10 protein-coding genes and 1 riboswitch are annotated in these 12,268 nt (G+C 42.1%); of the genes, 1 reads left to right on the forward strand and 9 read right to left on the reverse strand.

The genetic code is table 11. The features are described from left to right. Positions 1-21: 21 nt before the first annotated feature. The 5 genes from DXB43_RS10755 to DXB43_RS10775 form a co-directional block, all read right to left on the reverse strand. On the reverse strand, positions 22-1,521 hold the full coding sequence (locus DXB43_RS10755; RefSeq protein ID WP_022242699.1) for a radical SAM protein: 1,500 nt from the start codon (positions 1,519-1,521) through the stop codon (positions 22-24). 157 nt (positions 1,522-1,678) lie between these two features. Continuing rightward, entirely contained in the window at positions 1,679-2,584 is a 906-nt protein-coding gene (locus tag DXB43_RS10760; protein ID WP_117697975.1) for a hypothetical protein, read from the reverse strand. 120 nt (positions 2,585-2,704) lie between these two features. Next, entirely contained in the window at positions 2,705-3,586 is an 882-nt protein-coding gene (locus DXB43_RS10765) for a GDSL-type esterase/lipase family protein (RefSeq protein ID WP_117947551.1), read from the reverse strand. Between the two features lie 12 nt (positions 3,587-3,598). Next, positions 3,599-5,014 carry an MBOAT family O-acyltransferase gene (locus tag DXB43_RS10770; protein WP_117841725.1) on the reverse strand — a complete coding sequence of 472 codons (1,416 nt, stop codon included), beginning with the start codon at positions 5,012-5,014 and terminating at the stop codon, positions 3,599-3,601. 105 nt (positions 5,015-5,119) lie between these two features. After that, the gene (locus tag DXB43_RS10775; RefSeq protein WP_117947552.1) at positions 5,120-6,445 is read right to left on the reverse strand and encodes an MATE family efflux transporter; all 1,326 of its coding nucleotides are present in this window, start codon (positions 6,443-6,445) and stop codon (positions 5,120-5,122) included. 78 nt (positions 6,446-6,523) lie between these two features. Here DXB43_RS10775 and DXB43_RS10780 point away from each other — a divergent pair, with 78 nt between their 5' ends. Beyond that, a complete protein-coding gene (locus DXB43_RS10780) occupies positions 6,524-7,336 on the forward strand; it encodes a MerR family transcriptional regulator (protein WP_117947553.1) in 813 nt (270 codons plus the stop codon). Between the two features lie 46 nt (positions 7,337-7,382). On the opposite strand, the gene pflA is transcribed toward DXB43_RS10780, so the two are convergent. The 4 genes from pflA to DXB43_RS10800 all read right to left on the reverse strand — a co-directional run bounded on the left by pflA (position 7,383) and on the right by DXB43_RS10800 (position 12,249). Beyond that, positions 7,383-8,117, reverse strand: a complete 735-nt coding sequence (pflA, locus tag DXB43_RS10785) for a pyruvate formate-lyase-activating protein (RefSeq protein ID WP_117841722.1) — start codon at positions 8,115-8,117, stop codon at positions 7,383-7,385. A 143-nt stretch (positions 8,118-8,260) separates the two neighbouring features. Continuing rightward, positions 8,261-10,513, reverse strand: coding sequence for a formate C-acetyltransferase (gene pflB, locus DXB43_RS10790; RefSeq protein WP_117697969.1), 2,253 nt, complete (start codon positions 10,511-10,513; stop codon positions 8,261-8,263). A 156-nt stretch (positions 10,514-10,669) separates the two neighbouring features. Further along, positions 10,670-10,749: riboswitch (ZMP/ZTP riboswitch) on the reverse strand. Positions 10,750-10,832: 83 nt separating this feature from the next. Next, entirely contained in the window at positions 10,833-11,573 is a 741-nt protein-coding gene (locus DXB43_RS10795; protein ID WP_022242706.1) for an amino acid ABC transporter ATP-binding protein, read from the reverse strand. Beyond that, positions 11,563-12,249: an amino acid ABC transporter permease gene (locus tag DXB43_RS10800; protein WP_022242707.1), complete on the reverse strand. Its 687-nt coding sequence runs from the start codon at positions 12,247-12,249 to the stop codon at positions 11,563-11,565. Before DXB43_RS10800 ends, DXB43_RS10795 begins: the two co-directional genes overlap by 11 nt. Positions 12,250-12,268: the final 19 nt, after the last annotated feature.

A 12,268-nucleotide genomic window follows, 5' to 3' on the forward strand; every position in this document is an offset into this window, starting at 1 on the left:
CTATTTTATCATCTGATTTAATTACTGAAGATCCTCATCTCTTAATCCATCGGAACCATCCGCATGCTCAAATGCTGCAAGTTCCGGATGTTCTCTCTTTTCTTCCGTATAGTTCTCATAAGGTGCTTTCTTATGTTTCTGTTCTGCCCAGATACGGTCTGCAACCGGTCCCCACTCTTCTGCATAGTGATCACACTTAGAGCAAAGATGCTCAACAGTCTCTTCTGCCTCAGCGTTTGTTCCCTTCGCACCAGTCTTGTTTACCATTTCTCTTAAGAGCTTTGGATTCTCAAGCATCGGACATGGACGCAGGTGGTTTCTGTTAAATGGCTGTCCTTCATGATATGCCTTAAACAATGGACTCTGCAGCATCTCAAGGATTGACTTATCATGGATATTCGAATCCGAGAAATGGATAAATACGCACGGTTCTGCGTCTCCCTGTGCATTAATATGGAAGTAGTTACGTCCACCGGCAATACATCCGCCAACAAATTCTCCGTCATTCTGGAAGTCCATTGGGAAAAATCCGATATCATTGTCTCCGGTACGAACCCAGCGAATCTTCTTAATAATTTCTTCCCGCTGTTCCAATGTCGGCATCAGCTCCGGAGCTGCGTTCTGTCCTACCGGCATATAATGGAAGTAGAAACCGAAACGTGCGCCCTTATCAGCAATGAAACGTAAGAATTTCTCATCGGTAACAGCCTCAACATTGGCTCTGGTATAGCAGATAGAAGTTCCGAATATGATACCATATTGTTTCAACAGATCCATTGCCTTCATAACTGCTGCATAATGTCCGTCACCACGACGTCCATCATTTGTCTCAGGTGTTCCCTCAATGGAAAGAAGGAATGTAATATTTCCAAGTTCTACAATCTTCTTACATAACTCCTCATCAATCAGAGTAGAGTTGGAGAAAAGACCGAACATACAATCATTATGCTTCTCAGCAAGTTTTAAAATATCATTCTTACGAACAGTCGGTTCTCCACCTGTCATAAAGTAAAGATAAGTTCCAAGTTCCTTACCCTGTGTAACAATCTTATCCATATCCTCATAGGACATGTTATTCTTGTGGCCATATGTGCCGGACCAGCATCCTACACAATGCATATTACATGCGTCTGTCGGGTCAAAAAGAATCAGCCATGGAATATTACAGTTGTACTTCTCACGGTTTGCCCTGATTGTCTTTGTTCCACGGAAAAATGCTTCATATCCTAAATTCAGAAGGAATTTCTTAGCATAATTTGGATTTGTCTCATCCAGAACACGGTTTACAAACTTCACCCATCTGTTCTCCGGATTCTTTACATACTCTCTGACCTTATCCAATGTTGCCTTGTCTGCGCCATTTCCCCAGAAAGTCTCTGCCTTATCAATAAGTTCAAGGAATGTTTCCTGTCTTTTCGCGATATCATCTGTCTTAGTCAACTTACCTACGATGCTATTGGTCATTATCTCAAAAGCTTTTCTTTCTACTTTGTGCTGTGTGTTTTCAACGAATGAAGCCATGCTAACTTCCTCCCTCTTTTTTCTTCTATGTATTTTAACATTTATTAGTATAAGAAACAATGCGTTTTTTTGACATATACAATAGATTTTTTTTGTATGGTCAAGTTATACTTTTTCGACAATTTGTATATCTGACAGCACAAATTGTCCATTTTGTTTATAACTGCTCATCATAGACAAGTCCTTTGATATCGTCCTCGGCAAGTTTATGCTCCGCAACCTTTTTCTCTGCTTCACTCTTTAAAAGGCTGCTCTGGGTCTCCTTGTCTAATTTTGTATCAGTCTTCTTATCCTCTTTCTTGTCTGCATCCTTCTTATCCGTATCTTTCTCATTTTCTTTGATGGTCTCATCGATGTGGTCTACTGCTTCCCCAATCAGTCCTAATGTTGCTTCATCGGATGCATTGTCTAATATTTCTTCCGCTTCCTTCTGGCTGTCTATCATATCATGATGCTTTAACCGTTCCGTATGTACTGCCCGGAGGTATCCGTTATCCTCGGCTCTTTCCTTTCCAAGGTCTTTTATCTTGCTTCTGTATTCTGACTCCATTTTATAGTAGTCCATGGACTCTTTCTGATAGTCTGTCATTCCGCCTTTCTGTAATTCTGAGACATGCTCTAATTCTTCTTTGGAAAGCATGCTTCTTCCTTCTGCTGTACTGGCTTTCTTTAAAAGGTCAAGGTCTGCCTCTTCCTGGCTGCCATCCGCTACCTGGTAACGTCCCTTTAATTCAGCTTCCTTATTCTGTAAGTCGCGGATTTCACTCTGATAATCTTTTATCTCGCTGTCAATTTCCTTAATGTGGGCACGCCGCTCGTCCATCTCTTCATCCACTGCGTGCTCACCGGAAAATGTATCCATAATCTTCTTTAATGCTTCTTTCTGGGCATTTGCCATCTTCTGTCCAATCAGATCTGTCTGATTCAGATTAAGACCGGCACCTTTTATTACATTGCTGTCATTCTTATTATCCTGCTTCTTATCATCTGACTTTGCACTTCCCTGTGTCCCGTCATTCTGATATAAGCTCTGTGTCCCAAAACTGGTATTGATTCCATTCATATACGCTTCCCTTGCCTTTCTGCAACGCTTATCCGGTTATCGGATATTTCTTTCACTGTTGTATACACTTTTATAAATAATACATCGGTTTTCCACTGCGTTTTCCTAAGAGTTTTGGTCTTATTTTTCCTTTACAATAGCTTTCGTCAGAATCCATTCTGCCCACTGGGCATAATATTTTCCTAGAGGATGGGCATCATCACTGGTATACTGGGCATCGAGGTTTCCTGCCCCATCATCAAAGATTTCATTCACATCAATATAATAGGTCTGCTTCTGGTCACATAAGGACTCCACCACGTCATTGAGCCAGTCAATATTGGCATTGTTATAAAGGCTGTCCGAATCGGATTTTGCCTTGGAAACATGAAGACTCGCCTCTAAGAATAAAATGGCATCCGGCTGCATTTCCCGTATTTTCTCTACCACTTCACGATATTGCTTTTCTATGCTTGCATGTGGATATCCCAGTTCATTGATACCTAGCATCAGATAAATCTTTCCGTAATTTTTCCGGCTTAACACTTCATCCAAAGTTTCTTTTCCATAGCCCGGCATATCCACCTCTGTTTCAAACAGCTTAAAGGAACTTAAGCCAATCGTTGCAAATACATCCGCATCCCCAAGGTCTGCATACTCCGATAATCCTACTGTTCTGGAATCTCCAATAAATAAAGCATCGGAAAAATAGCTGATATCCTCTGTTGTAAAGGTTCCCTCCTGCTCCGTATCTGCCACCGTTTCATTATCCTTGGTACCTGTTTTATCTTCTGTATTTTCTGTACTATCAATATCTTCTTGTCCTGTACCGGCTTTATCTGTGCTGTTTTCTTCCGTTCCGGCAACTGCTTCCGCCGGCTCTTTTTCTGTGTCTGTCACCTGTGCCAGTTCTTCCTGCCTTGCCTTCTTCTCCTGCTCCGCAGTTACAAGCTTTACGGTAATCACCGGGAATGCAATCACAAATGTCAGCAGTAAAAGTATAGTAAATTTATATTTTTTCATCGTATTTCCTCACTAGAATCTGAAGTATAAGAATGGATCATCCATTCCAAGATACATACAATATACGCTCGCCCAGAATAATGCCAGCAGCAGTAAAATCACCCAGAGGCGGTTCTTATTCTTCTTAAGGAGCTTCTCCTGAACACCTGTTGCAAACAGGATACCAAGCACCAGATAAATGCCATAGGTCTTACCATATTTCAGATAATCTCCCTGAAACAATACCGTTCCGGTACTGCCAAAGAATGGGAATAATTTCTGTAAATAAATGCCAAGCTGGCTTAAATCCGTAATCACAAAGACCAGCCAGGAAAGTGGTATCCAGAGTATCATATAAATATGGCCAAGCGCCTTATGCCGCTCCAGCACTTTTCCAAGTCCGGCTTTTTCCACGAATAATAAGACAAAAAGCAAAAGTCCCCACAGTACAAAGTTCCAGCTTGCGCCATGCCAGAGCCCTGTCAGAAGCCATACCACAAACATATTGCGGACGGTCTTTGCAAAACCACCGCGGTTGCCGCCCAGCGGAATGTATACATATTCCCGGAACCAGCCACCCAGTGTCATATGCCAGCGGCGCCAGAAATCCGTCATGGACACTGCCATATACGGATTGTTAAAGTTCTGTGGAAAGTCAAAGCCCATCATCCGCCCCAGTCCGATTGCCATCAGGGAATACCCATAGAAGTCAAAATATAACTGCAGGCTGTATGCCACAATGCTCATCCATGCCAGCGGTGTGGAAATGCTCTCATAACCGATTGCTGTCACCTCTGTCCAAAGATGTCCCACCCGGTTTGCCAGCAATACTTTATAAGCAAGTCCCAGTGCAAATACCTTAAGTCCGGATTCCACCTTTACCATGGAATGTTTTCTCTTATGAAGCTGTTCCTGAATCAGATGGTAATTGACAATCGGTCCTGCAATTAACTGCGGGAACATGCAAAGATACGTTCCCAGTGAAATCAACGATTTTTCCGCTTTCGTTTCCCTCCGGTACACGTCCACCAGATAGGAAATAATCTGGAACGTATAAAAGCTGATTCCAATCGGCAGAATCAGATTCCATGTTTCCAGCTGTACCTTAACGTGCATTGCACCAAAAAGGGCATTCAGATTCTCTATAAGAAAGCCCAGATATTTAAACAGAATGAGCCATCCTAAATCATAGACGATTCCAACCACAAGCCAGGCTTTCCGTGCCCGCTTCGTCTTCTGTGCCTCAATCAGTTTTCCAGCCACGAAATTGACCACCACGGACATAATCATAAGTAAAAGATAACCCGGATTTCCCCTGACACCATAGTAATAAAAACCAAGGCTGGCAAGGAAAAGCCAGGCATTCTTATAAGAAGCCGGCAGGATATAATAAACCAGAAAAAATACCGGCATAAAATACATGATAAATGCTATGCTGCTAAAAACCATCTTTCGTATCCTCTCTTTACTATCTTAAAATGGTATTATCCATTCATTCTTTACCATTCATTATACTCTTTATAGATTAGACGTTCCAGATGAAAAAAAAGTTTCTTAAATTCCGTATTTCGATAAATTTCTTCTCTGACAGTAAAAAGAAAGTCCTGATGTCACAAATTCTGCCACCGGAACTGCCAGCCAGACTCCCTTTAATCCGATAATTTGCGGCAGAATCAGTAAAGAGGCCAGAATACAGACAAAGGTTCTGCTGAAGGATACCAGTGCAGATGTTTTTCCATCAGAAAGTGCCGTGAACAGCGAAGAGGTAAATACGTTATAGCCGCTGAAAAGATAGTTGATGCCAAACAATGCAAATCCCGTAACTGTCATTGCAAAGGTATGACTGCTTTCTGAGACAAATACTGATGTAATCGGCTTCGCCAGAAGGACGGATGCCACCGCCATAAAGCCGGAGGATATTTTTACAAACCGGTTACTGATATGGTAAACGTTACTTAATTTTTCACTGTTCTTTGCTCCGTACTGGAAGCTGATAACCGGTGCCACACCCATGGAAAATCCAAGATACAGCGCATTGAATAAAAACTGTCCGTATAAAATAATGGTAATTGCAGCTACCCCGTCTGCTCCAACCATACGCATCAGAATAATATTAAAAAGGTATGTAATTACTGCATTGGAAAGGTTCGTTACCATCTCGGAAGAACCGTTGGTGCAGGACTGCCACAATGCTTTCCCATCCCAATGGAAGCGGGTAAAATGAAGTCCTTTTCTTTTCACAAGGAAATAGATGACTCCCACTACCGCAGGAATCATCTGTCCGATGCCTGTTGCAATAGCTGCTCCGGCAATGCCAAGCTGCATTGGCCCCATAAAGACATAATCTAAGATTGCATTGGCTACACCTCCGGCAGTAATCAGTCCGAGTCCATATGCAGGTTTTCCTGCAGTTACAAAGAAGCACTGAAATAAGCTCTGCAAAATGCAGCATGGTCCAAAATACATCATATCAATAAGATATGTTTTCCCATTTTCGAATAAAGAGTCGTCTGCTCCTAATGCATATACAATCGGTTTATGAAAAAGTAATACAATAACCAGCAGCACCAGGCTTACAGCAACTCCTGCCACTGCAAGAAAAGTAAAGTTCTCACACGCTCCCTTTTCATCTCCCTCACCCATTTTTCTCGCTACCACTGCACTTCCACCGGTTGCTAACATAACGCCGATTGCAATGAGAATACAAATAACCGGCCATACAATATTGACTGCAGAAAGAGCGCTTTCTCCTACCAGTCTTGACACAAAGATTCCATCTATGATTGTATACAATGACATAAATACCATCATAATCATAGATGGCAATGCAAATTTCAATAAGGATAATGTTTTAAAGTTCTGATTTAATGAATTCGACATGATAACCTCCTTGTCTTATGAATCACTATTTGCTATCATAAACTATATGGTAACCATATAGTCAAGGAGATTTTTTTAATGAGTAGAAATGAATATCTGACCACCGGAGAAGTTGCCAGGATGATGGGCACTACAAAGAATACACTGTTTCACTACGACCAGCTTGGCATTTTTTCACCCGAAGCAAGAGGGGACAATGACTACCGCTACTACACCGTCCGCCAGATGGATGTGTTAGATGCCATTATCACGCTGCGGGAACTTGGCATGCCTCTGCCGGAAATTAAAGAATACATGGAACACCGAAGCCCGGAAAATTATGCCACACTTCTTACGAAAGAAAACGCTGTCATCGAACAGCAGATTCGTGCATTAAAAGAAAAGCAGAAGTGGATTCAAAGACAGCAGAAACGAATTAAAACCAGCCTGACTACAAATCCGGATATCATTGAAGAAGTCTCTCTGCCAGGATTTTATATTGCAGCACACCCTGTCAGTTCTTCCGATGATAAGACCATCTCCGTAAAAGTCAGTGAGCTTCTGAACTCCTATTATGAAAGCAAGGAAACTACCGGTTTTACGGTGCTTTATATCCAGATGGAACGTGACCTTGCCCGGGGTGCCCACAATCTTTATCACGAAGTATGCCTTGCCATGCAGACCCCTCCCAAGAAAATGCCTTACCGGATTCTTCCGGCTTCTAAATGTCTCGCCGCCTATCACCTGGGAGACTGGAATGATATTTCACTCGCTTATGACAGGCTGCGCAGCTACATGAAGCAGCACCAGATTACTTCATCCGATGGCAGATTCTATGAAGAAGAATTGATTAACGCTACCATGACGGATAAACGAAGTGAATACCTTACCCGCATTATCGTCAGAATCTAAAAAGCAGCATTACTTTTTTATTTTCCTGTAATGCTGCTTATCTATTTTACAGTGCCCCAAGAATCTCTTTTGCCCGGTCTATCTGCTCCTTTGTAGGCGGGTCTACGCCTTCTAACTGGTATGGAATTCCAAGTTCCTTCCATTTAAAGACGCCTAAGGTATGATATGGCAGCACTTCCACCCGCTCTACTGTCTTAAGGGTATCAAGAAAACTTCTTAAGCGGTGAAGCTCATCCTCTTCTGTTGTAATACCCGGCACCAACACATGGCGGATCCACATTGCTTTGCCATGGTCTGATAAATAAGCTGCCATTTCCAAAATATTCTGATTCGTCTGTCCGGTGAGTTTCCGGTGTGCTGCATCATCCATATGCTTAATGTCTAACATAAAGAGGTCTGTATATTTCATCAACTCATCAAATTTACTTTTAAATGGTTCTTCCAAGGAAAATGGATTGCCAGAGGTATCGAGACAGGTATTTACCCCTTTTTCTTTTGCCAGCCGGAACAGTTCTGTTACGAAATCTATCTGTAAAAGAGCCTCTCCACCGCTTACGGTGATTCCGCCCTTTTCTTTCCAATAAGTTTTGTAGCGAAGTGCCTTTTTTAACACTTCTTCCGGTGTCATCAGCTCTCCGCCATCTTTTGCCCAGGTATCCGGGTTATGGCAGTACTGACATCTCATGTTACAGCCTTTCAAAAATACAATATATCTTACACCCGGTCCGTCTGCCGAACCAAAGCTTTCTACAGAATGGATGTGTCCTTTTATTTCACTCATATTGCCTCCTATACACCAAAATACTTACGGATGCTTAACAACCTATAAAAATGTGCAGGCTTTTTTCATTAAGCCTGCACATTCTGCTTTACCTGAATTGTGGAAAAATCGCATGCTCCCCGCAGTTCGGTTACTGTCTTAAATTACATACGCTCATGACAGGTACGGGCAATAACATCAAGCTGCTGCTCTTTTGTCAGGTCGATGAACTTAACTGCATAGCCGGATACACGGATTGTGAAGTTTGCATACTCTTCTTTCTCCGGATGCTCCATTGCATCAATAAGCTTTTCTTTGCCAAATACATTGACATTCAGATGATGAGCACCCTGGTCAAAGTATCCGTCCATTACATTTACAAGATTATCGATTCTTTCCTGCTCGTTGTTTCCAAGTGCGCCAGGATTGATGGTCTGTGTATTGGAAATACCATCTAATGCCCACTCATATGGAAGCTTGGTCAGAGAGTTCAGGGAAGCTAAAAGTCCGTTCTGCTCTGCACCGTAAGATGGGTTAGCTCCCGGTGAAAGTGGTTCGCCGGCTTTACGTCCATCCGGCATAGCTCCGGTTGCTTTACCATATACTACGTTAGAAGTAATGGTAAGGATAGAAGTTGTAGGCTCAGAATCACGATAAGTATGATGTTTCTTTAATTTATCCATGAAAGTCTTAAGCAGCCATACTCCGATTTCATCTGCACGGTCATCATCATTTCCGTACTTCGGGAAGTCTCCTTCGATTTCGAAGTCTTTTGCAAGTCCGTTCTCATCACGTACGACTTTTACTTTTGCATATTTGATTGCAGAAAGAGAATCGATAACATGTGAAAATCCTGCAATACCGGTTGCAAAAGTTCTCTTTAAGTCGGTATCCATCAGAGAAAGCTCTGCTGCTTCATAGTAATATTTATCATGCATATACTGAATCAGGTTCAGTGTATTTACATAGATGTCTACTAACCAGTCCATCATCTTGTCATATTTTGCCATTACTTCATCATAGTCAAGATATTCAGCTGTAATTGGTGCGTAGTTTGGTCCTACCTGCTCGCCTGATTTTTCATCAACACCACCGTTGATTGCGTAAAGCAGACATTTTGCAAGGTTTGCACGAGCGCCGAAGAACTGCATCTCTTTACCTGTCTGTGTAGCAGATACACAGCAGCAGATTGCATAATCATCGCCCCATACCGGTTTCATTGCATCATCGTTTTCATACTGGATTGAGCTTGTTTCAATCGAGATACGTGCTGCATAATCACGGAAGGTCTGTGGCAGTCTGGATGAATAGAATACAGTAAGATTTGGTTCCGGTGCCGGTCCCATATTCTCTAAAGTATGAAGGAAACGGAAGTCTGTCCTGGTTACCATGGAACGTCCGTCTACACCTGTTCCTGCTACATCAAGGGTTGCCCATACAGGGTCACCGGAGAATAACTGGTTATAAGAAGGAATACGTGCGAATTTAACCATACGAAGTTTCATTGTGAAATGGTCAATCAGCTCCTGAGCCTGCTGCTCAGTAAGAATTCCCTTATCCATATCTCTCTTAATATAAATATCAAGGAAAGTAGAAACACGTCCTACTGACATCGCTGCACCGTTCTGTGTCTTGATTGCTGCAAGGTATCCGAAGTATAACCACTGAACAGCCTCTTTTGCATTGGTTGCAGGTCTTGAAATATCATATCCGTAAATCTCAGCCAGTTTCTTCATGTCTTCCAGACATTTAATCTGCTCTGCAATTTCTTCTCTTAAACGGATGACATCATCTGTCATCTGTCCGCATCCGCAGTTGGCTTTGTCCTTCTTCTTCTCAGCGATTAAGTAATCCAGTCCGTATAATGCTACACGGCGGTAATCACCTACAATACGTCCACGACCGTAGGTATCCGGAAGACCTGTTAAAATCTTAGCATGACGAACCTTCATCATTTCCGGTGTATAAGCATCAAATACTGCTGTATTGTGTGTCTTATGATACTTGGTGAAAATTTCTTTTAATTTATCATTTACTTCATAACCGTAGGTCTCACATGCCTGAACAGCCATCTTGATTCCACCATATGGCATGAAAGCTCTCTTTAATGGTTTGTCAGTCTGAAGACCAACTACCTGCTCTAAATCTTTTAAGCTTTCATCGATATATCCCGGACCATAAGCTGTAATTCCGGTTACAACCTCTGTCTCCATATCAAGAACGCCGCCCTTGGCACGCTCTTCTTTCTGTAATTTCTGAAGTGCATCCCATAGCTTGTTGGTTGCATCTGTCGGCTCAGCTAAAAAGCTCTCATCTCCATCATATGGAGTGTAGTTGTCCTGAATGAACTGACGAACATTGATTTCTTCTTTCCAGAGACGTCCTTCGAATCCATCCCACTCTTTCATTTCAATCATTACGATATCCTCCTAAAAAATGTATTCAGTATGAACACTGAATGGTTACTAATTAGTCTTGTTTAACTGTAGTTAGTATATACTGACTGTCATTTTTTTGTCAATATCTTTTGGTGTTCAAAATAACATACAAAAGAAAACGAGCCAGTCCTCCAGGTTCATCGCCCAGACGGTCGGCTCGTTTTCGTTATACTTCATGTGGTTTTTCCACTTATCCGTCAGTCATATAACGGTTTTATCATAGACTATTTCTTTTCTGATTGCAATAGCTTATGAAAACTTTTTATCAACTATTTTTTCCGTTTTATCTGTTCTTTCCCTACAATACTTTGGAAAGGAAGTCGCAAAGACGCGGATTCTGTGGATTGGCGAAGAATTCTGCCGGTGTATTCTCTTCCTGAATCTGTCCTTCATTGATAAACATGACACGGCTTGCCACTTCTCTTGCAAATCCCATTTCGTGCGTTACCACTACCATGGTCATTCCGTCCTGTGCCAGTTCTTTCATAATTTCAAGAACTTCTCCTACCATTTCCGGATCCAGTGCGGAAGTCGGCTCGTCAAATAACATGACATCCGGATTCATTGCCAGTGCTCTTGCAATTGCAATACGCTGTTTCTGTCCACCGGAAAGCATTGCCGGATAAGTATCTGCTTTATCGGAAAGACCAACTCTCATCAAAAGCTCGTCCGCACGCTTAGATGCCTCTTCCTTATTCATAAGTCCGGTCTGAACCGGTGCCAGCATGATATTTCCTTTTACGGTATAATTCGGGAACAGATTGAACTGCTGGAATACCATTCCAATCTTCTGACGCATCTTGTTGATGTCTACGGATTTATCCGTGATATCTGTTCCTTCAAAAGTAATCACACCGGAAGTCGGCTCCTCTAAAAGATTTAAGGAACGTAAGAATGTGGATTTACCACAACCGGATGGTCCGATGATGGCAACCACCTCTCCCTGGGCGATTTCTGTGGAGATACCATTTAATACATTTACATTTCCAAAGGATTTACACAAATCCTTTACTTCAATCAATACCTTCTTATCGCTCATTTGTTCTCAACCTCGTTTCCAGTTTATGTACACCAGCCGTTAAAATCATAACGATTATCAGGTAGATAATTGCAACACCGAACAATGGTAAGAACGGGTCATAGGTCTGGCTACGGATGATATCGCCACCCTTTGTCAGATCCGGGATTGCAATATATCCACTGATGGAAGTCTCTTTCAGTAAGGTAATAAACTCATTTGCCAGTGCCGGAAGTACATTCTTAAATGCCTGTGGCAGAATAATCAGACGCATGGTCTGCGAATAATTCAGTCCGAGGCTTCGTCCAGCTTCAAACTGTCCTTCGTCTACAGACATGATTCCGGAACGTACAATCTCTGCCACATAGGCAGCCGAATTCAAACCAAAAGCGATTACAGCCACTGCAATCTTATTATCGAGTGCAACCAGAATAATATAGTACATAATCAAAAGCTGTACCATCGTAGGGGTTCCACGCCATATGGTAAGATACACTTTACATATAAAATTCAAAACATTTAATCCACCATGTTTATCATGGGTGGAACGGATAATTGCGACTAAAAATCCAACCACAATACCCAGAAGTACTGCAAGCACTGCAATAAGCAGTGTATTGCCAAGGCCACGTAACAGATAAAGATATCTGTCTTTCTCTATAAAATCCTGTTGAAAGCTGCTTAAAAAATCGCTCAAGGTCTTTCCTCCTATACCG

Source organism: Roseburia sp. OM04-10BH (genome assembly GCF_003462605.1).
In the GTDB taxonomy this organism is placed as follows: Bacteria; Bacillota; Clostridia; order Lachnospirales; family Lachnospiraceae; genus Roseburia_C; species Roseburia_C amylophila.